The 20,127-nt window shown below is 71.3% G+C and carries 21 protein-coding genes; 17 read left to right on the top strand and 4 right to left on the bottom strand.

Going from position 1 to position 20,127, the window contains the following annotated elements; genetic code table 11:
* Positions 1–12 precede the first annotated feature (12 nt).
* The 3 genes from ACWCQM_RS21935 (at position 13) to ACWCQM_RS21925 (ending at position 2,355) form a co-directional block, all read left to right on the top strand.
* Positions 13–657: an amino acid ABC transporter permease gene (locus ACWCQM_RS21935; RefSeq protein ID WP_267078100.1), complete on the top strand. Its 645-nt coding sequence runs from the start codon at positions 13–15 to the stop codon at positions 655–657.
* Positions 654–1,523 (top strand): amino acid ABC transporter permease, encoded by an 870-nt coding sequence (locus ACWCQM_RS21930; RefSeq protein WP_450916849.1) that lies wholly within the window; start codon positions 654–656, stop codon positions 1,521–1,523. Before ACWCQM_RS21935 ends, ACWCQM_RS21930 begins: the two co-directional genes overlap by 4 nt.
* 511 nt (positions 1,524–2,034) lie before the next feature.
* Complete coding sequence (locus tag ACWCQM_RS21925; protein ID WP_450916848.1) at positions 2,035–2,355, top strand: hypothetical protein; 321 nt, start codon at positions 2,035–2,037, stop codon at positions 2,353–2,355.
* A gap of 311 nt (positions 2,356–2,666) precedes the next feature.
* On the opposite strand, the gene ACWCQM_RS21920 is transcribed toward ACWCQM_RS21925, so the two are convergent.
* Complete coding sequence (locus ACWCQM_RS21920; protein WP_450916847.1) at positions 2,667–4,133, bottom strand: non-reducing end alpha-L-arabinofuranosidase family hydrolase; 1,467 nt, start codon at positions 4,131–4,133, stop codon at positions 2,667–2,669.
* A gap of 533 nt (positions 4,134–4,666) precedes the next feature.
* On the opposite strand from ACWCQM_RS21920, the gene ACWCQM_RS21915 reads away from it, so the two are divergent.
* The 3 genes from ACWCQM_RS21915 to ACWCQM_RS21905 all read left to right on the top strand — a co-directional run bounded on the left by ACWCQM_RS21915 (position 4,667) and on the right by ACWCQM_RS21905 (position 8,945).
* Positions 4,667–6,100 (top strand): endo-1,4-beta-xylanase, encoded by a 1,434-nt coding sequence (locus ACWCQM_RS21915; protein WP_450916846.1) that lies wholly within the window; start codon positions 4,667–4,669, stop codon positions 6,098–6,100.
* Between the two features lie 195 nt (positions 6,101–6,295).
* Positions 6,296–8,101, top strand: a complete 1,806-nt coding sequence (gene ggt / locus ACWCQM_RS21910) for a gamma-glutamyltransferase (protein ID WP_450916845.1) — start codon at positions 6,296–6,298, stop codon at positions 8,099–8,101.
* 151 nt (positions 8,102–8,252) lie between these two features.
* Positions 8,253–8,945 (top strand): glycoside hydrolase family 75 protein, encoded by a 693-nt coding sequence (locus ACWCQM_RS21905; protein ID WP_450916844.1) that lies wholly within the window; start codon positions 8,253–8,255, stop codon positions 8,943–8,945.
* Positions 8,946–9,017: 72 nt separating this feature from the next.
* Here ACWCQM_RS21905 and map read toward each other — a convergent pair whose 3' ends face one another.
* Positions 9,018–9,785, bottom strand: coding sequence for a type I methionyl aminopeptidase (gene map / locus ACWCQM_RS21900; RefSeq protein ID WP_450916843.1), 768 nt, complete (start codon positions 9,783–9,785; stop codon positions 9,018–9,020).
* Between the two features lie 41 nt (positions 9,786–9,826).
* Between map and ACWCQM_RS21895 the strand changes: the two genes are divergently transcribed.
* The 8 genes from ACWCQM_RS21895 to ACWCQM_RS21860 all read left to right on the top strand — a co-directional run bounded on the left by ACWCQM_RS21895 (position 9,827) and on the right by ACWCQM_RS21860 (position 17,251).
* Positions 9,827–10,108, top strand: a complete 282-nt coding sequence (locus tag ACWCQM_RS21895) for a helix-turn-helix domain-containing protein (RefSeq protein ID WP_267078107.1) — start codon at positions 9,827–9,829, stop codon at positions 10,106–10,108.
* A gap of 20 nt (positions 10,109–10,128) precedes the next feature.
* A complete protein-coding gene (locus ACWCQM_RS21890) occupies positions 10,129–10,509 on the top strand; it encodes a PPOX class F420-dependent oxidoreductase (RefSeq protein ID WP_450916842.1) in 381 nt (126 codons plus the stop codon).
* A gap of 131 nt (positions 10,510–10,640) precedes the next feature.
* Positions 10,641–11,963, top strand: coding sequence for a hypothetical protein (locus tag ACWCQM_RS21885; protein WP_450916841.1), 1,323 nt, complete (start codon positions 10,641–10,643; stop codon positions 11,961–11,963).
* Between the two features lie 198 nt (positions 11,964–12,161).
* Positions 12,162–13,004 carry a nitrilase-related carbon-nitrogen hydrolase gene (locus ACWCQM_RS21880; RefSeq protein ID WP_267078113.1) on the top strand — a complete coding sequence of 281 codons (843 nt, stop codon included), beginning with the start codon at positions 12,162–12,164 and terminating at the stop codon, positions 13,002–13,004.
* A complete protein-coding gene (locus tag ACWCQM_RS21875; protein ID WP_450916840.1) occupies positions 13,001–14,284 on the top strand; it encodes an aspartate aminotransferase family protein in 1,284 nt (427 codons plus the stop codon). The genes ACWCQM_RS21880 and ACWCQM_RS21875 overlap by 4 nt, the downstream gene beginning before the upstream one ends.
* A gap of 196 nt (positions 14,285–14,480) precedes the next feature.
* Positions 14,481–15,854, top strand: a complete 1,374-nt coding sequence (locus ACWCQM_RS21870; RefSeq protein ID WP_450916839.1) for a rhodanese-like domain-containing protein — start codon at positions 14,481–14,483, stop codon at positions 15,852–15,854.
* 297 nt (positions 15,855–16,151) lie between these two features.
* The gene (locus ACWCQM_RS21865; protein WP_450916838.1) at positions 16,152–16,511 is read left to right on the top strand and encodes a rhodanese-like domain-containing protein; all 360 of its coding nucleotides are present in this window, start codon (positions 16,152–16,154) and stop codon (positions 16,509–16,511) included.
* Complete coding sequence (locus ACWCQM_RS21860; protein ID WP_450916837.1) at positions 16,508–17,251, top strand: sulfite exporter TauE/SafE family protein; 744 nt, start codon at positions 16,508–16,510, stop codon at positions 17,249–17,251. Before ACWCQM_RS21865 ends, ACWCQM_RS21860 begins: the two co-directional genes overlap by 4 nt.
* Positions 17,252–17,314: 63 nt before the next feature.
* On the opposite strand, the gene ACWCQM_RS21855 is transcribed toward ACWCQM_RS21860, so the two are convergent.
* On the bottom strand, positions 17,315–17,593 hold the full coding sequence (locus ACWCQM_RS21855) for a metal-sensitive transcriptional regulator (RefSeq protein ID WP_267078118.1): 279 nt from the start codon (positions 17,591–17,593) through the stop codon (positions 17,315–17,317).
* 70 nt (positions 17,594–17,663) lie between these two features.
* Between ACWCQM_RS21855 and ACWCQM_RS21850 the strand changes: the two genes are divergently transcribed.
* The 3 genes from ACWCQM_RS21850 to ACWCQM_RS21840 all read left to right on the top strand — a co-directional run bounded on the left by ACWCQM_RS21850 (position 17,664) and on the right by ACWCQM_RS21840 (position 19,479).
* Positions 17,664–18,236: a rhodanese-like domain-containing protein gene (locus tag ACWCQM_RS21850; RefSeq protein WP_450916836.1), complete on the top strand. Its 573-nt coding sequence runs from the start codon at positions 17,664–17,666 to the stop codon at positions 18,234–18,236.
* Between the two features lie 127 nt (positions 18,237–18,363).
* Positions 18,364–18,876, top strand: a complete 513-nt coding sequence (locus ACWCQM_RS21845; protein ID WP_450916835.1) for a hemerythrin domain-containing protein — start codon at positions 18,364–18,366, stop codon at positions 18,874–18,876.
* 72 nt (positions 18,877–18,948) lie between these two features.
* Positions 18,949–19,479, top strand: a complete 531-nt coding sequence (locus ACWCQM_RS21840; RefSeq protein ID WP_450916834.1) for a MarR family winged helix-turn-helix transcriptional regulator — start codon at positions 18,949–18,951, stop codon at positions 19,477–19,479.
* Here ACWCQM_RS21840 and cofC read toward each other — a convergent pair.
* Complete coding sequence (cofC, locus tag ACWCQM_RS21835; protein ID WP_450916833.1) at positions 19,449–20,114, bottom strand: 2-phospho-L-lactate guanylyltransferase; 666 nt, start codon at positions 20,112–20,114, stop codon at positions 19,449–19,451. The genes ACWCQM_RS21840 and cofC overlap by 31 nt on opposite strands.
* Positions 20,115–20,127 lie beyond the last annotated feature (13 nt).

Genomic DNA, 20,127 nt, shown 5'->3' with positions numbered 1-20,127 from the left:
GGCAGGGCCATCATGGATGTACTGACAGAGAACTGGTCGCTCTACGGCGAGGGCTTCCTCGGCACCGTCGAACTCACCGTCTACGCCTCGATCCTGGCGCTGGTGCTCGGGTTCGTCATGGCGTCCTTCCGGGTCGCGCCGGTCGGATCGCTGCGGGTGATCGGCACCGTCTGGGTGGCGGTGCTCCGCAACACCCCGCTGACGCTGCTCTTCTTCGCCGTGCTGCTCGGCCTGCCGCGCTTCGGCCTGGTCCTTCCCTTCCAGGTCTTCGCGGTGCTCGCCCTCGGCTGCTACACCTCGGCCTTCATCTGCGAGGCCCTGCGGTCCGGGATCAACACCGTGCCCACCGGGCAGGGCGAGGCGGCCCGCAGCCTGGGGATGTCCTTCAACCAGACGCTCGGCAGCGTGGTGCTGCCACAGGCCTTCCGGTCGGTGATCCCGCCCGTGGGATCGACCCTGATCGCGCTCGCGAAGAACTCCGCGATCGCCGGAGCCTTCAGCGTCACGGAGCTGCTCGGCACCTACAAGACGCTCAACGAACTCGGCTACAGCATCATCTGGTCCTTCGTCTGGATCGCTGTCGGATACCTGATCATCACCCTCGCCATCAGCGCCCTCTTCAACGTGATGGAGAAGCGCTGGGGAGTCGCCCGATGACCCACTCCACCACCTCCGCGACCGCGCTCTACGACATCCCCGGCCCGGTCACCCGCAAACGGCACTTCACCTACGGCGTCGTCTCGACGGTCGCTATCCTCGCGCTGCTCGGCTGGATCATCTATCTGCTCTTCGACACGGGCCAGTTCACCAGCGCCAAGTGGACGCCCTTCACCTACGTGGGCATCCAGGAACTGCTGCTGCGAGGACTCGGCAACACTCTCAAAGCCTTCGCCTACGCGGCGGTGCTCTCCCTCCTGCTCGGGGCCGTGCTCGCCGTGGGGCGGCTCTCCGACCACAGGGCGGTGCGCTGGGTCTCGACCCTGCTGGTCGAGTTCTTCCGGGCCATGCCCGTGCTGGTGATGATCTTCTTCATCTTCGTCGCGCTCAAGGTCCAGCCGCTGCCCGCGCTGGTGGCCGGCCTGACCCTCTACAACGGCTCCGTGCTCGCCGAGGTCTTCCGTACGGGAATCAACTCCGTGGAGCGGGGCCAGCGGGAGGCGGCGTACGCGCTGGGCATGCGCAAGACGCAGGTCACCACCCATGTCCTGGCCCCTCAGGCGGTGCGCGCGATGCTGCCCACCATCATCAGCCAGCTGGTGGTGGCGCTCAAGGACACCTCGCTGGGATATCTGATCACCTACGAGGAGTTCCTCCACGCGGGCAAGCTGATCGCGTCGAACCTCGACTACGACCTGCCGTTCATCCCCGTGGTCATGGTGATCTCGCCCATCTACATCGGCATGTGCATGCTGCTCTCCTGGTTCGCCACCTGGGTGGCCAGACGGCAGCGGCGCAACCCGAAGACGGAGGGGACGGGCGTCGCCACCGCCGAACCAGGACCGTTGCTGCCGGGCGTGCGCTAGCCATCGGCCGGGTCCGTCCGGCAGCAGCCGGTGATCACTTGCCGCACCGTGGGACCGGGACGCGATCCGTCCCGTACCCGGTGGGGGAGAAGGTCAGCTGCGCGCCGGGCGTCTCGCGGCCGAAGGAGGGCCGGCGACGCCGGTCACCGGGGCGACACACGGCCGGCCCGGGCGCCGTGGGGGTGGCGTGCGACTCCACACCTACGACGTCCTGGCCGGCCCCCGTGCGGCGAGCCCGCCGGACCGGGAACTACTCCCGCGCGACCGGCTGACGTCCTGACACGCAGGGGAGTTGTCATGCTGTACGCCGATGGGCCGGGCTCCGCGCTCACCCGGTGGGTCCTGCTGCGCCACTCGGTCACCGTGGGGCCCCGCCCCTGTGGGCTGACCGGTCACATCGAGAGCGCACCCGAGCAGGAGGTGGCGGCCCCTGCGCGGTTCAGCTCGCGGCCCGGTGCGAGGTGCGGGGCGCGGAGGGCAGCCCGCCCGCAGCGGATCCTGGTACGCCTGGATGATGGGCTACGGCACCAACGCCATCGAGTCGCTCTCCCAGTCGAACATCACGGTGCCCTCCGCCGGCACCCCGAAGCTCACGTTCTGGCTGAAGATCACCACCCAGGAGTCCGGCTCCACCGCCTACGACACCCTCAAGGTCAAGGTCAACAACAGCACCCTGGCTACCTACTCCAACGCGAACGCGAGCGCGGGATACGTCCAGAGAACCGTCGACCTGTCTGCCTACAAGGGCCAGACGGTGAAGCTGGAGTTCGCAGGCAGCGAAGACACCTACCTCTCGACCGTCTTCCTGGTCGACGAGATCGCCATCGGCTGACCGAGCCTGCTCACCACCAGTGCTCCTGCTGCCGGATATCCCGCTCGGACACTCCGGCAGCAGGGGCCACCACAGCGCCGCGGAGCCGCCGGATGCACCTCGACCACGGCGCTTCGGTGGCGCGGTGCCTCCCGCACCGCGGTCCGACCTCGGCGGCCAGGCACGTGGGTGCGGCGCCACTGCCGTCACCGGTAGCCGGGGCCCGCACCCCGAGGGATGCGGGCCCCGGCTATGGACATGTTCTTCGCACCGGTCCCTCTTGAGCGTCGCCTGCCTTCCTCGCCCAGAGGTCCGTGCGCACCTCGGTGCCGTCAGCGCTGCAGTGTCAGCAGACCTGGGCGGTAGGGCAGAAGACCGTAATCACCGCCGGAGCTGGGGCTGCGTCCCTGGTAGAGCAATTGCAGATTGCAGGGGTCGACGGTCATCGTCTGATCGGGGCCGGTGCGGAGCAGTTCGCCGTGGCTGATGTCGTCGGTCCAGGTGGCGCCGCTGTTGGTCTTGCCTGCGAAGGGGTTGCTCTCGGTCGCGGCCTGGGGCGTCCATGAGCCGTTGAGGCTCGTTGCTGTGAACGAGCGGAAGAAGCGGCCCTGCGAGCCGATCGCCTCGACGATCATGAGGTAGCGGTTCTGGCCCTGCAGTTTGTAGACCTGCGGGGCCTCGAACAGGTTGTTCGTCGTATCGCTCATGACGACGGTCGAGGTCGCGCCGAAGCTGCCCGGAAAGTTCCCGATCGGCATGCTTGCCCGGTAGATCTTGCCGTTGTCACCGGCGAAGAACAGGTACATGTTCGTCCCGTCGCCGATGACCGTCTGGTCGATGGGCCCTGTTCCGGAGTCGGAGATGCTTCCGGAGAACAGGACCTGCGGGGACGACCAGCCGTTCGGGTTGGTGGGATCGCTCGACGTCCGGTAGGAGAAGGCGGATCCGCCCCACTGGTAGGTGAGCACCCAGATGTTCTTGGGCGCGAAGTAGAAGAGCGAGGGCGCGACGGTGGCGGCCGACATCGTGTTCTGGCTGGCTGAGGCCATCTCCGACCAGTTGGTGAACAGCCCGAAGTTCATCGAGCCCCAACTCGTCCCCGTGTCGTGCGTCGTCGCGTAGACGAGTTGCCTGCCGTTGTAGGGGGCGACGGTGAAGTCCTTGAGCGAGACCCATCCCGACTTGGGCTGCGCCAGCGCGCCCGTCGAGGTCCACCGGTATGTCGACGGAAGATCGCACGGGCCGGGGGTCTCGGTGCCTACCTTGACGAGCTGCCACTGCTGGTTCGTGCCGCCCCAGTCGTCGTACTGGACGATGTTCGCGTTGTCCGCGGTGGACGCGCCTTGTACCTCAAGGGCCTTGTTGCTGTGGCGCGAAATGAACCGTACGTAGCCGTCCGGGCTGTCGGCGAGCCGCCACTGCTGATTGGCGCTGAGCAGGTCGGTCCACTGGACGATCGCACCGCCGTTCGCGGTGGACCAATTGTGGACGTCGAGTACCTTGCCGGAGTGCTGTGACTTGATGCGGTAGTAGCCGTCCCCGGATGCGACGAACTGCCACTGCTGCTGCTTCTGATCGTTCCTGGTCCACTGGGTGATGCGGGCGCCATCATTGGTCGCCATGTTGTAGACGTCCAGCGCTTTGCCGCTGCCGCGGTTGACCAGCACGTACGAGGCGCCGGGGTCCACGGTCGCCGCGCCGGCCGGCTGAGCTCCGAGGAACGTGGCCACGAGGAGCAAAGGAGCAAGCACGGCGAGTAACCGCTTCGGGCCAAGCCTGGACGGGGGGTAAAACCACACAGGGGAGCTCCTTCTGGCAGTGGGAGGTCGGGGCGGCCCCATGTGCTGGGGGTCGCTCGCAGAAGTGCAACCTTCGAAAGTTTCCGAAAGTTTCCGGATGTCGTGACGTCACAAGTTAGGAATGCGAGGCCGTTCGGTCAAGACCTCGCGCCGATCTGCTCACAAAGGTCCCCGCCCTTCCGTTGTGGCGAGCTGCCGCGCTCGTCCCGAGCGACCCGCCGGACCCGGGATGCCCTGATGGGGCCCCGGAATGCCCACCCCCTACGGAACCCGGCGCCCCCTAGGCATCCTTTCCCGATCCCGAAAATTTCGGAGCAGTGAAAGAAACTCAGGCAGGCGTATTGACGATCCACTGTCAAGCTGCGGATCCTTACGTCTGAGAAGCCGACCGCAGTTCGAAATTTCGGACGCTTGGGGTGACCTGGACAACACAATTGTCCGAGGTGGCTCGTCCCGTCCGTCCGTCCCATGGGACGGGCGGACGCATTCCCTCACTTCGGCCCCCTCCCGATCTCAACTTTGGAGGCACAGAGATGAGTTCATACGCCCTCCCCGGAGCGGCTGTCAGGCGAAAGATCCGCAATCTAGTGTCAGCGCTGGTCGTCGGCAGCCTCGGTGTGGTTGCCGCACTGGTCGTGCCGCCGACCGCACAGGCCGCCGAGAACACGCTCGGCGCCGCGGCGACGCAGAGCGGCCGCTACTTCGGCACCGCAATAGCCTCCGGCAAGCTGGGTGATTCCGCGTACACCACGATCGCGAACCGCGAGTTCAACATGGTGACGGCCGAGAACGAGATGAAGATCGACGCCACCGAACCACAGCGGGGCCAGTTCAATTTCAGCTCCGCCGATCGCGTCTACAACTGGGCGGTGCAGAACGGCAAGCAGGTACGTGGCCACACCCTGGCCTGGCACTCCCAGCAGCCCGGCTGGATGCAGAACCTCAGCGGCAACGATCTGCGCCAGGCGATGACCGACCACATCAACGGCGTGATGGCCCACTACAAGGGCAAGATCGTCCAGTGGGATGTCGTCAACGAGGCCTTCGCCGACGGAGATTCGGGCGCCCGGCGAGACTCCAACCTGCAACGGAGCGGCAACGACTGGATCGAGGTCGCCTTCCGTGCCGCGCGCGCCGCCGATCCTGCGGCCAAGCTCTGCTACAACGACTACAACGTGGAGAACTGGACCTGGGCCAAGACGCAGGCCATGTACTCCATGGTCCGGGACTTCAAGCAGCGCGGCGTGCCGATCGACTGCGTCGGCTTCCAGGCCCACTTCAACAGCGGCAGCCCCTACAACAGCAACTTCCGAACCACGCTGCAGAACTTCGCCGCACTCGGCGTCGATGTAGCCGTCACGGAACTCGACATCCAGGGCGCCTCGGCCTCGACCTACACCAGCGTGACCAACGACTGCCTCGCCGTCCCGCGCTGCCTCGGCATCACCGTCTGGGGTGTGCGCGACACCGACTCCTGGCGATCGCAGGACACGCCGCTGCTGTTCAACGGTGACGGCAGCAAGAAGGCCGCCTACACCGCCGTCCTCAATGCACTCAACGGCGGCGGCTCGACCACACCCCCTGAGGGTTCCGGGCAGATCAAGGGCTCCGGTTCCGGCCGCTGTCTCGACGTACCCGACAGCAGCACCACGGACGGCACCCAGGTCCAGCTCTGGGACTGCCACAGCGCCCCCAACCAGCAGTGGACCCCTACGAGTACCGGTGAACTCAAGGTCTACGGCAACAAGTGCCTGGACGCCGCCGGCACCGGCAACGGCACCAAAGTCCAGATCTACAGCTGCTGGGGCGGCGACAACCAGAAATGGCGCCTGAACTCCGACGGTTCCATCGTCGGTGTCCAGTCCGGCCTGTGCCTCGACGCCGTCGGCGGCGACACCGCCAATGGCACGCTCATCCAGCTCTACTCCTGCTCGGGCGGCAGCAACCAGCGCTGGACTCGCACCTGAGGGACAGACCATGAAGGTGACGGGCCGTCGATGTCCGTCAGGGATGGAAAGCGCCCATATTCCGGGTCCAGGGGCTGGCCAGGGCTTCATGAGCGGGCATATCAGCGGTCCGTTCGGACACACGGCCGAGGCGGTCCTGACGATCCGTGTGATGCGGCGTTACCCTGCGCGGACGATCCTTCACTGGAGGTACGGATGCGTCGTTCCGTCGGCCGGAATGTGTCGTTCCTGAGCGTGATCGCCGTCATCGGCTCGCTCGGTGCAGCGGCCCCAGCCTCACCCTCGCCACCTGCGCAGACCCCCAAATCCCCGGTGGCGGTGGGCTACGGGGGAGCGGTGTCCAGCGTCGACGCGGACGCGTCGGCGGCCGGCATCGAGGTGCTCCGTCAGGGAGGCAACGCCGTGGACGCGGCCGTGGCCACCGCCGCCGCACTCGGTGTGACCGAGCCCTATTCGGCCGGGATCGGCGGTGGCGGGTACTTCGTGCACTACGACGCGAGGACCCGCACCGTCCGGACCATCGACGGCCGCGAGACCGCCCCGCGCAGCGCCGACTCCTCGCTCTTCCTGGAGAACGGCAAGCCGATCCCCTTCAACGACGCGGTGACCAGCGGCCTGGGGGTCGGGACACCCGGCACACCCGCCACCTGGCGGAAGGCGCTCGACGCCTGGGGCAGCAAGCCGCTCGGCCGGCTGCTGGCCCCCGCCGAGCGGCTGGCGCGTGACGGATTCGTCGTGGACGAGACCTTCCGCTCCCAGACCGCGGCCAACCAGGCGCGCTTCGCGGACTTCCCCGCCAGCGCCGAACTCTTCCTGCCCGGCGGGGAGTTGCCGGTCACGGGTTCGGTCTTCAAGAACCCCGACCTGGCCCGTACGTACCGGACGCTCGGCCGCGAGGGCATCGACGAGCTGTACTGGGGCGAACTCGCCCGGGACATCGTGGAGACCGTGCGCACGCCTCCCGTGGACCCGGCGGCCACCCGTGTGGTGCGTCCCGGGGATCTGACGGCGAAGGACCTGAAGGCGTACCGCGCGCTGAGCCAGGCCCCGACGAAGGTCGACTACCGTGGCCTCGGCGTCTACGGCATCGCGCCGTCCTCGTCCGGTGGGACGAGCGTGGGCGAGGCCCTGAACATCCTCGAGTCCACGGACCTTTCGAAGGCGGGCGAGGCGGGGTATCTGCACCGTCTCATCGAGGCGAGCAGGATCGCGTTCGCCGACCGGGGCCGCTGGGTCGGCGACCCCGCTTTCGAGGACGTACCGGCGAAGGAGCTGCTCAGCCAGCGCTTCGCCGACTCCCGCGAGTGCCTCATCAAGGACGACGCCGTTCTCACGAGCCCGCTCGCACCGGGTGACCCGCGCGACCCCGCCCGCTGCGCCACCGGGGGCAAGGCCGCCCCGACGACGTTCGAGGGCGAGAACACGACGCATCTGACGACCGCCGACAAGTGGGGCAACGTCGTCGCCTACACCCTGACGATCGAGTCGACCGGCGGCAGCGGCATCACCGTGCCCGGCCGGGGCTTCCTGCTCAACAACGAGCTCACCGACTTCTCCTTCGCCCCGGCGAACCCGGCGGTCCACGACCCGAACCTGCCCGGACCGGCGAAGCGCCCGCGCTCGTCGATCTCGCCGACCATCGTGCTGGACCACGGAAAGCCCGTCCTGGCCCTGGGCTCGCCGGGCGGTGCCACGATCATCACCACCGTGCTGCAGACCCTGACCGGCCACCTCGACCGGGGGCTCCCGCTGGTCGAGGCGATTGCCGCGCCACGCGCCAGCCAGCGCAACTCGGCCACCACCGAGATCGAGCCGGGGCTCTGGGACAGCCCGGTGCGCGCGGAGCTGGAGGCGCTCGGACATGTGTTCAAGGCGAACCCCGAGATCGGGGCGGCCACCGGCATCCAGCGCCTGCCCGACGGCCGCTGGCTGGCGGCCGCCGAAAAGGTGCGGCGCGGCGGGGGCTCGGCCATGGTGGTGAATCCGAGCGGCCGTCGCTGACGGCTCGCCGCGTGCGGAAGCCCCGGGGCCGGTACGGCGCGACGCGTCCTGCCGGCCCCGGGCCGTTCGGCGGCCGGGGCCGGACCGGGCCCCGTCGGCCAGGGAGGGCCCGCACGGGCTCTCCGTGTCGAGTGAAAGGGCAACTCCCACGGTGCGTACGCGAATGCTCGCCCTCTCCGCGGCCTCCGGCGCCGCAGTGCTCGCCGCCGCGGCGCTTCCCGCCACGGCGGACACCCCGGAAGGCGGAGTCCCTGGGGAAGGGACGGTCACCGCCGCCGAGCTGCTGGCCGAGGTCAAGACCTGCGACCGGATCTCCAAGGGGCTGTACCGGACGGACCAGGGCCGCCCGGCGAAGATCCCGGTCTGCGGCACGAAGGGGGCCGTGTTCTGGGAGGCGGACATGGACATCGACTGCGACGGCAGGACCACCACCGTCTGCAACAAGAAGACGGACCCCTCGTTCCTGCCCTCCACGGCCTTCCAGACGTCGGCCGGCAAGCCGCTGGACTCCAGCACGTTGCCGTACGTCGTCGTGCCGGGTCCCGGCCCGCTCTGGAACCACACCACGTCCGGGATCAGGGGCGGAGGCGTGGCCGCCGTGATCCACGGGGGCAAGGTCCAGTACGCCGTCGTCGGGGACACCGGCCCCACCGGGATCATCGGGGAGGCCTCGTACGCCACGGCGAAGGCCCTCGGGATCGACCCCGACCCGAAGAGCGGCGGCACGGCGTCCGGCGTCACGTACATCCTGTTCCGCGACTCCGCCGTCTCGCCGATCGAGGACCACGCGGCGGCGGTGACGGAGGGCGAGGCCCTCGCCCGGAAGTTCGTCGCGGCGGACTAGCGGCGGACTAGTGGCGGACCAGCGGCGGACCAGCGGCGCCGAGGACGGCGGACCGTGAGCGGACGGGGCCGCTCAGAGTGCCGTCAGGATGCGGGGCCCGTCGTCGGTGATGGCCACCGTGTGCTCCGCGTGCGCCGCGCGGCTGCCGTCGGTCGTACGCAGGGTCCAGCCGTCCTGGTCGTGGCGGTAGGTGTCCTGGCCGCCGCCGGTCAGCATCGGCTCGATGGCCAGCACCATGCCGTGCCGCAGCGGCATGCCCCGGCCGCGCTTCCCCTCGTTCGGCACGGACGGGTCCTCGTGCATCGACCTGCCCACGCCGTGGCCGCCGTAGTCCTCCATGATCCCGAAGCCCGCGCCCCGGCACACCGTGCCGATCGCATGGGAGATGTCGCCGATCCGGTTGCCCACGACCGCCGCCGCGATGCCCGCGTCCAGCGCGGCGAACGCCGTGTCGACGAGCCGGGTGTCCTCGGGCGCGGCCGGGCCGACGGTGAAGCTGATCGCGGAGTCACCCACCCAGCCGTTCAGCTTCGCGCCCGCGTCGATGCTCACCAGGTCCCCTTCACGGAGCCGGTAGCCGGTCGGGATCCCGTGCACGATCGCGTCGTTGACCGAGGTGCAGATGACCGCGGGGAACGGGGTGGGGGCGAAGTGCGGCTTGTAGTTGAGGAAGGGCGAGGTCGCGCCCGCCTCGCGCAGGACCTCGCGCGCCGCCTCGTCGAGTTCGCGCAGGGTCACGCCGGCCGTCGCGGCCTTCCGCGCCGCGGTGAGCACCTGCGCGACGACCCGGCCGGCCTCGCGCATCGCCTCGATGGATGAGTCTGTCTTGAGATGAACCATGCCAATTACTATACCGGTCCGACCGGTATTAGAATGACGGCATGGTTCGTAACCCCCTCACCCCCGAAGAGCGCCGCCGCGGCGAGCGGCTCGGCGAAGTGCTGCGCGAGGCGCGCGGCGGACGCAGCATGGTCGCGGTCGCCGCGAGCGCGGGCATCTCGGCCGAGACGCTCCGGAAGATCGAGACGGGCCGGGCGCCCACGCCCGCGTTCTTCACGGTCGCGGCGCTCGCCGGAGCCCTCGGACTGTCGATGGACGAACTGCTCACGCGCTGCGTCCCGCTGCCCGTGGCGGAGGCGGGGGCCCTGCCGCTAATCGCGTAGGGCGGAGTAGGGTCGCGCCCGTGACTCTCCAGGACTTCGCGCGCAGTGAGTACGTCAGTCTGACCACGTACCGGAAGGACGGCACACCCGTCGCCACGCCCGTCTGGGCGGCGGCGGACGACGGTGTCCTCTACGTCTGGACGCGATCCGACTCGTGGAAGGTCAAGCGGCTGCGCAACGACAGCCGGGTCCTCGTGACCGTCTGCGACGTCCGCGGCAGGATCGCCGAGGGCGCGCCGAGCGCCGAGGGCACGGCCCGGCTGCTCGACGCGGCGGGGACCTCGGCGGTGCGCAAGGTGCTGGCCCGCAAGTACACGTGGAAGTTCTGGCTCGTGGACTGGCCCGCCATGGTCGTACGGCTCGGCAAGCGGCCCCACACGGGAATCGCCGTCACTCTCTGACCGGCGCGCGCCCCGTGCGGCGCACTCCGGACGCACCGAGCCGGAAAAGCGTGCGTAGCCCTCCCGTAACACGCCTGCGGTCGAATGCCTGCGGACCGGAAGAACCAGTCGGGCGGCCGGTGAGAGCGACGGTGACAGTGCAACAGCATGCGGTGGAAGTAAGGGCGTTCGCACAGTACCTACGAGACCTGGCTGCCCTGCTCGACCCCGGGCAGGGCTGGTACGGAGTCTTCCGCGCGCGCGATCCCGAGGGCATGCGCGCCTGCTTCGACGGCACCGAGGTGCCGCCCTGGGACGTGGTGGAGTCCCTGCTCCAGGACCTCGCCGCCGCACGCGGCGGTGCGTACGCCGCGCGGGAGTCCGTGCGCGCGGCCGAGCTGTGCGCCGCGTCGGCCGCCGCGCACGACAGGCGCCCGGGCGGCCGGCAGGCCCTTGCCGACCGGCTCGGTGTGATGCTCCAGGAGCAGGCGTACGCCGCCCGGCGGATGAGGGCCGCCGGTGCGGACGGGGCCGGTGCCCCGGACGAGGAGACCGACGCCCTGGCCTGGGCGCGCGATGACCACGCCCGTGCCACCGCGCGGTGCGCCGAGCTCCGCAACCGGCTGGCGGCGGTCGAGCGTACGGTGCCGGACGACTGGTTCCGTGCCGAGGGGGAGCCCGGTGCGCCGGCCGTGGTCCCGGGCCCGCGCCGCGCCCCGGAGGACGCAGCCCCTGCCCCCGCCCCCAAACGCAGGAAGATGCGCGGGGCGCGTTTCGCCGGTCTGGAGATCGAGGACGAGGCGGAGCCGAACCCGCTCCCGTCCGCCGTGCCCGTCCTCCCGGCCCCCTCGCCGGCCACCGCCTCCCCGCGCGGAGCGCGCTTCAGCGGGGCGCCCTCCGAGGAGGGCGGCGCACGGGCCCCGCGCGCCGCGGAACCCGACCCCGCCGTGCTCCGGGCCGCCGATGACGCCGTGGCCCTGCTCGTACGCCTGCGCGCCGAGGGTCGCAGCGGTGAGGCGCACGCCGTGCTCTGCGAGGCGGCCGGCCGGCCCGCCGGGCATCTGCCGGTGCTCGCCGTGGCCCTCCACCGAGCGGGCCTGGACGCCGACTGGACCACCCTGCTGTGGGAGGTGTCCTCCCTGCCGCCCGCCGGACTCGCCGCGGCGGTCGGTGTGCTGGCGGCGGCGGGCCGTGACGGCGACTGCGGGCTGCTGCTGAGGCAGGGGGCGGCCCGGCCCGCCGGCGAGATCGCCGACGCCGTGGCCGCGCTCGACCGGGCGGGCCTGGAACCCGAGGCGCGGGCGCTGCTGGGCGCCTTCGTCCGCGCACGGACCCCGCAGGACGCCGCACGCGTCGCCGAGGGCGGACCGCGCACCCTCGTCCCGCAGCTGCTCGCCGCCGCGCGCGAGATCTCGGCGGCGCGGGAGTGGGACGTCGTCCACGCTCTGCGGGTGGCGGGCATCGTGGCGCCGTAACCGCCGTCCGGGGGCCGTCGGAGGGGCCCCGATGACGGTATGGACCGCTCGGGTACGAAACATGATCGACTCCGCCGGTTCACGGCGATGGTCTTGCCCCGTTGTGTGACGGGGCTTACGTTCTCCTCCTATGCACCGTGTCTACGGGCGTAGAGAACGCGTAGAAGGCTCTCTGACGTCGCGTCGAAGGAGCAGCTCATGTCCCACGTCGTACGCGCCGCACTTGTCCAGGCGACCTGGACCGGCGACACCGAATCCATGATCGCCAAGCATGAGGAACACGCTCGCGAGGCAGCCCGGCAGGGCGCGAAGATCATCGGGTTCCAGGAGGTGTTCAACGCCCCCTACTTCTGCCAGGTGCAGGAACCCGAGCACTACCGATGGGCCGAACCCGTGCCGGACGGGCCGACGGTCCGGCGCATGCGGGACCTGGCCCGCGAGACCGGCATGGTCGTCGTGGTGCCCGTCTTCGAGCTCGAACAGTCCGGCTTCTACTACAACACCGCCGCCGTGATCGACGCCGACGGCTCGTACCTCGGGAAGTACCGCAAGCACCACATCCCGCAGGTCAAGGGCTTCTGGGAGAAGTACTACTTCAAGCCGGGCAACGCGGGCTGGCCCGTCTTCGACACCGCGGTCGGCAAGGTCGGCGTCTATATCTGCTACGACCGGCACTTCCCCGAGGGCTGGCGCCAACTCGGACTCAACGGAGCCCAGTTGGTGTACAACCCGTCGGCCACCTCGCGGGGGCTCTCCAGCTATCTGTGGCAGCTGGAACAGCCCGCTTCCGCCGTCGCCAACGAGTACTTCGTCGCCGCCATCAACCGTGTCGGCCAGGAGGAGTACGGCGACAACGACTTCTACGGCACGAGCTACTTCGTCGACCCGCGCGGCCAGTTCGTGGGCGAGGTCGCGAGCGACAAGGAGGAGGAACTCCTCGTACGCGACCTCGACTTCGGCCTGATCGAGGAAGTCCGGAAGCAGTGGGCGTTCTACCGGGACCGGCGGCCGGACGCCTACGACGGGCTGGTGGAGCCGTGACCGGACTGCACGAACGGCACCTCGCCGTCAGCCCCGAGTGGCTGGCGCTCTACTACCGCCGGCCCCTGGAGCTGACCCACGGCGAGGGCCGCCACGTCTGGGACGCGGACGGCAACCGCTACCTCGACTTCTTCGGCGGCATCCTCACCACGATGACCGCCCACGCCCTGCCCGAGGTCACCAAGGCCGTGGCCGAGCAGGCGGGCCGGCTCATCCACTCCTCGACCCTCTACCTCAACCGCCCGATGGTGGAACTCGCCGAACGGGTCGCCTCCCTCTCCGGTATCCCGGACGCCCGGGTCTTCTTCACCACGTCGGGCACCGAGGCCAACGACACCGCCCTGCTGCTCGCCACCGCCCACCGGGGGTCCAACCAGATCCTGGCGATGCGCAACAGCTACCACGGCCGGTCGTTCTCGGCGGTGTCGATCACGGGCAACAGGAGCTGGTCGACCACGAGCCTGTCGCCGCTCCAGACGCTGTACGTCCATGGCGGGGTCCGCGGCCGGGGTCCGTACGCGGAGCTGAGCGACGAGCGGTTCATCAAGGCGTGCGTGGCCGATCTGGAGGACCTGCTCGGCCACACCAGGGGCGCCGCGGCGCTGATCGCCGAACCGGTGCAGGGCGTCGGCGGGTTCACCGCGCCGCCCGACGGGCTGTACGCGGCGTTCCGCGAGGTCCTGGACCGGCACGGCATCCTGTGGATCTCGGACGAGGTGCAGACCGGCTGGGGCCGCACCGGCGACCACTTCTGGGGCTGGCAGGCGCACGCCGCGAGCGGGCCGCCGGACATCCTCACCTTCGCCAAGGGCATCGGCAACGGCATGTCCATCGGTGGCGTCGTCGCCCGCGCCGAGGTCATGAACTGCCTGGACGCCAACTCCATCTCGACGTTCGGCGGATCGCCGGTCACCATGGCCGCCGGGCTCGCCAACCTCTCGTATCTGCTGGAGCACGACCTCCAGGGCAACGCCCGGCGCGTCGGAGGGCTGCTCATCGAGCGTCTCCGGGCGGTCGGCGCGGCCTCGGCCGCCGTACGGGAGGTGCGCGGCCGGGGGCTGATGATCGGCATCGAGCTGGTGAGGCCCGGCACCGACGAGGCCGACCCGGACGCGGCGGCGGCCGTACTCGAAGCGGCCCGCGAGGGCGGGCTGCTCATCGGGAAGGGCGGCGGCCACAACACCAGCGTCCTGCGGATCGCGCCGCCGCTCTCGCTCACCGTCGAGGAGGCCGAGGAGGGAGCGGCGATCCTGGGCGAGGCGCTGCGAGCGGCCGGATAGGAGCGGAACAGCCTGTCGCCCGGCCCGGAAGCACTGCTTCCGGGCCGGGCGCCGTCCGTTCCTGCCCTGACCCTCCATGGCCGGACCGCTCGCGTGATGGGCGTCGCACACTCCCGTCGATACCCCCTGGGGTATCTCTGTTACGGTGGGACGCAGATACCCCGGGGGGTAAATATGTGACGAGGGAGCGAGTGCAGTGTTCTTTGCCGAAATCCTGGAGACCGAAGGTCTGGGCAACCGCAGTTATCTGGCCGGGGGCGCCCGGGCCGCGGTCGTGGTGGATCCGCCGCGGGACATCGACCGGGTGATTGCCGCCGCCGCGCGGCGCGGGGTGCGGATCGCGGCGGTCGCCGAGACGCACGTGCACAACGACTACGTCACCGGCGGTCTGGAGCTGGCCCGGCTGACCGGCGCCCGCTACCTCGTGCCCGCCGGGGCGTCGGTGGCGTACGAGCGGGTTCCCGTGGCCGACGGGGATGTGGAGAACATCGACGAGGGACTGACGCTGCGCGCCGTGGCCACTCCGGGACACACCCCGCACCACACCTCCTACGTCCTGGAGGAGGACGGGCGTGCGGTGGCCGCCTTCACCGGCGGGTCACTGCTGATCGGCGGTGTGGGCCGCCCCGACCTGGTGGAGCCGCGGCTGACCGAGCGGCTGGCGCGGGCCCAGCATGCTTCCGCGCACCGTCTCGCCGAGGAGCTGGACGACGACGTGGCGGTCATGCCCACGCACGGGTTCGGCAGCTTCTGCTCCTCCGCCCGGGCGGGCGGGAAGCACAGCACCATCGGGTCGGAGAAGGCGTCCAACCCGGCGCTGGCCCAGGACGTGGACACCTTCGTCGAGGAACTGCTGGCCGGCCTGGACGACGTTCCCGCCTACTACGCGCACATGGGTCCGGCCAACGCCGCGGGTCCCGCGCCCGTGGACCTGACCGCGCCCCGGCGAGCCGACGCGGGTGAGATCGCGCGGCGCCTGGCGGCGGGCGAATGGGTCGTCGACCTGCGCAACCGGGTGGCCTTCGCCGAGGGGCACGTGGCCGGTTCGCTCAACTTCGAGGTCGAGGGGCAGCTCGCGACCTATCTGGCGTGGATGATTCCGTGGGGCAGGCCGGTGACACTGCTCGCGGGGAGCGCCGAGGAGATCTCCCGCGCTCAGCGTGAGCTGGCCCGGGTGGGCATCGACCGCCCGGCCGCAGCCGCCGTCGGCTCCCCGGCCCACTGGGTCACCGGGCAGGAGCGGCCGGCGTCCTTCCCGCGGGCGACGTTCGCCGGCCTGGCCGCGGCGCGCGAGCGGGGCGAGGACCCGGTGGTCCTGGACGTACGCCGCGACGCCGAGCGGGCGGGTGGCTGGATCGAGGGCAGTGCGCACATCCCCGTCCACCAGGTCCACCAGCGCCTGGACGAGGTGCCCGCCGGGACGGTGTGGGTGCATTGCGCGGGAGGGATGCGCGCGGCGATCGCCGCGTCGGTGCTGGATGCCGCGGGCCGCGACGTGGTCGCCGTCGACGACGGCTACACGGCCGCCGCCGAGGCCGGCCTCACGCTCGTGACGCCCGTCCGGAACTGACCCGACCCCCGCCCGGCCCCCGACGGCCTGCCCGACCCCTGCCGGCCTGTCCGGCCCCCGTCGGCCGGCCCGGCCCCCTGCCGGCCTGCCCGACCCCTGCCGGCCTGCCCGACCCCTGCCGGCCTGTCCGGCCCCCGTCGGCCCGCCCGGCCCCTGCCGGCCTGCCCGGCCCCCGACGGCTGCCCGACCCCCGTCGGCCCGCCGGGCCCCTACCGGCCCGCCGGGCCCAACAGCCCTGCCCGGCCCCTACCGGCCCGCCGACGGCTCCGGCAGACCGGAAGCCCCTGAGGAACAGCGATGCTCTTGCCCCGAGGCGGCCCCGGCCGCATCTCCCCCGTACAGGCCCACCACATGATCCAGGAAGGTACGGCCGTGCTGCTCGACGTCCGCGAGGCGGACGAATACCGGGCCGGCCACGCGCCCGGTGCGCTGCACATGCCGCTGTCGCGGTTCGCGGCCGGCGCGGAGCCGCCCGGCGACGCGGCCGGACGCGGCCTGGTGCTGATCTGCCGGTCCGGCCGGCGCTCCCGGGACGCCGCACTCCTGCTGGCCGGGCGGAGCGTGGCGTCGGTCGACGTCATCGGCGGCATGGACGAGTGGGCCGCCCAGGGCCTGCCCGTCACGGACGCGTACGGGCGGGCGGGCGCCGTCATATGACCGCGTTCATTCTCGCCCTGCTCGCCGGGGCGCTGGTCGGCCTGGCGCTCGGCGCGCTGGGGGCGGGCGGCAGCATCCTCACCGTCCCCGCCCTGATCTACCTGCTCGGCTTCAGCCCGGCCGAGGCGACCACCGCGAGCCTGGTCATCGTGATCGTCACCTCGGTCACCGCGCTGCTGGCGTACGCCCGCGCCGGGGAGGTGCGATGGCGGGCCGGGCTGCTGTTCGCCGCTGCCGGACTCCTGCCCGCCGCCGGTGCCGGGGTCCTGTCCGCGCACATCCCCGCCGCCGTGCTGACCCTGGCCTTCGCGGCGCTCGCCGCCCTGGCGGGCGTGCGCATGGTGCGCCGCCGTACGCCGCCGGAGAACGGGACGGTGTCGGGGCCCCGCGCCGCGGGTGCCGGGGCCGGCCTGGGCGCGGTGACCGGGTTCCTCGGTGTCGGCGGAGGATTCCTGGCCGTCCCGGCCCTGGTGGCCGTCCTCGCCGTGCCGATGGGCGCGGCCGTGGGCACCAGCCTGCTGGTCATCGTCGCCAACGCGCTGGTGGCTCTCGCCGCCCGGGCCGCTACCGCGACCACCCTGGACTGGACCATGATCCTGCCGTTCATCGCGACCGCCGTCCTGGGCGCCTGGGACGGGAAGCGGCTGAGCGCGAAGGTCTCACCGGCCACGCTGCAACGCGTCTTCGGCGGCCTGCTGCTGACCGTCGCGGGGGCCATGGGGATCGGCGCCCTGCTGTGAAACGCCGAAGGGCCTGCTGCCGGCGCCCGTGTCACGGACGCCGGCAGCAGACCCCGCGGGGCTTCAGGCCAGCGACAGGAAGAGCTTCTCCAGCCGGGCCCGCATCTGCACCGAGTCCCGCACCTGCGGGTCCTCGCTGGTCATGCACTGCTGCAGCCCGGTCGCGATGATCGAGAACCCGGCCCGGTCCAGGGCACGGGAGACGGCGGCCAGCTGCGTGACCACGTCCTCGCAGTCCCGGCCCTCCTCGATCATCCTGATGACCCCTGCGAGCTGACCCTGGGCCCGCCGCAGCCGGTTCAGCGCCGACTTCAGCTCATCGGCGCTCATGTCGAGTTCCACACATCCTCCTCCATATACCCCCATGGGTATCTTACCGTGGAGGGAACCACCCACCGAAAGGCATTGTTCCGTGACCACCCCTGCCATTCTGGCCCCCGCCCGGGCCGCCGCCCGCCTCGGTGAGCTCACCGTCGTCGACGTGCGCAGCCCCGGCGAGTACGCCGCCGGTCACCTGCCCGGCGCCCACAACGTCCCTCTGGACCGCCTGGACGAGGCCGTCGGCGCGCTGAAGTCCGCCGCGGCCCGGACGCCCCTGCTGGTGGTGTGCGCCTCCGGTGCCCGCTCGGCCAAGGGCTGCGCCCGGCTGGCGGCCCAGGGTGTCGACGCGGCCACGCTGGACGGCGGCACCGGCGCCTGGGTGGCGGCCGGATACGCCGTCGAGCGTCCGGCCGGAGCCCGCGCCACCTGGCCCATGGACCGGCAGGTCCGCCTCGCCGCCGGTTCCCTCGTCGTCACCGGCTTCCTTGCGGGCTTCGCCTGGGAGCCCGCCCACTGGCTGTCCGGAGCCGTCGGCGCGGGTCTGCTCCTCTCAGGCGTGACCAACACCTGCGGCATGGCCGCCGTCCTCGCCAGGCTGCCCCACAACCGGCCCTCCGGGAACACGCTCTCCTTCCAGGAGACCCTGGTGCGGCTGGCCGCCTGATCCACGGCCGGCTCCCCGGACCCGCTGCCGCACCCTCCTGTTCACGCCGGGCGCGCGGCAGCGGTTTCCCGGCGCGGAGGCCGTTGACGGAGGACGGGGGCCTCGGTAGGCTCAGAATGAGTTTGCTTTGAACACAAACCTTTCGCTCGCCGGAGGCGGCCTCATGCCCGTTCCCCAGGACATCGACAGTCAGGCCGCGGGCAGGCAGCTGCTCATCGGGCACAGGGAACTGCGCGCCCAGCTCACGGCGCTGCGCGCGGCCCTCGACGCGGCGGACGGGCCCGCGGCCGTGCGCGACGCGGGGGAGAGCGCCTCGCTGGTGCGGCAGCTGCGCGAGCGCTGCCTGGAGTACTGCCTGGGACTGCACCACCACCACACCATGGAGGACGGCGCCTTCCCCGTCTTCGAGCAGCGCTACCCCGAGATCGCCCCCGTCATCGAGCGGCTGCGCGAGGAACACCGGCAGGTGGCCGCCGGGCTCGAACGCCTCGGCAAGCTGGTCGAGGCCGACGACGGCGAGGACGTGACCTGGCTGAGGGCGGAACTGGAGCGGACCGTCGCGAGCCTGGAGGAGCACTTCCGCTACGAGGAGACCCATCTGCTCCCCGCCCTGGGCGTGACGGTGCCCCCCGCCGTGTGACCGCGCCCGCGCACCACCCCTCAGGGCCCGCACCCGCCCTGGGAAGCTGTGCGGCACACACGGTCGGATACTGTGGCCGACCTGGACGTAACCATGGCGGAGGTCGGGAAGATGGCGAAGGGCCAGGACGGGCGGCCGGCGGACGAGGACGGCCGTCTGACCACCGAGGACGCGGTCCGCGCGATGCTGCTCACCATGCCCCGGCTCGTCTCACGCGCCAAGCGGACACCGGTGCCCGAACAGCTCCGCCGGCTGCGGCTGGCGCCCCGGCATCTGTCACTGCTGTCCTGCCTGCTCTTCGACGGCCCCACCCCGGTCAAGGACCTGGCCGCCCGCCTGGAGGTGGCGCCGACCACCGTCAGCCTGATGGTCAGCGACCTCCAGCGCGAAGGCGTCGTACAGCGCAGGCAGGACCCGGGCGACGGCCGCCGGAGCATCGTCTCCCTCTCCGAGGACCCCGCCACACGCGAGGCGGTCGACGCCTGGCTGGCCAGCAGCGCCAAGGCCTGGCACAAGGTCCTCGACGGGCTCAGCCCCGAGGAGCGCGCCACCTTCGTGCACGTCATCCAGGGCTACGAGGAAGAGCTCGCGGGCACTTCCTGACCCCGGCCGGCAGCGGGTGCCATCGCCCGCCGCATCCGCAGGACCGCCGTGGTGAACGGGCCCACCCCGTGCCGCACCGCCAGAGCCAGGTCCTCAGGGGTGTCCACGTCGAGCCGGAGGCCCTCACCCGCGCCGGACTCCACGGACACCGCCCCGCTCGCCGCGTGCAGCCCCGCGGAGCCGGAACCGAAGCAGGGGGAGAGCGCGCCCGGGACACGAGCCGTCAGGACCGTCGTCCCCGCACCGGTGTGGTCCGGGACGAAGGCCCGCCGGTGACGGTGGGCCTGTGCCAGTGTCCGCTCCAGTTCCCGGGGACGCAGCCCCGGCAGATCCGCGGTGAGCGCCGCCACCGGCCCGCCCGGGTTGAGCACCGAGGACAGGGCGGCTCCCGCCCGTACCGCCCCGTTCAGCCCGGCACCGGGGGTGTCCTGCTGGACGAACGCGCCCATCGTGCGGGCCTGCGAGGCGGCGAGCGGGTCGGCCGTCACCACCACGACCCAGCGGATGCCGGGAGCGGCCCGGACCGCGCGCAGGGTGTCCAGGAAGAAGGCGTGCGCCAGTTCCCGCCGCCACGGGCCGAGTTCCGGCGCCAGCCGGCTCTTGCCCGAGGCGAACGGCTTGACCGGCAGCACCACCGACCACACGGTG

Source organism: Streptomyces sp. NPDC002125, from assembly GCF_053593715.1.
Note: the sequence above shows the minus strand (reverse complement) of the source record. Positions and strands in the feature narration are given on the sequence as shown.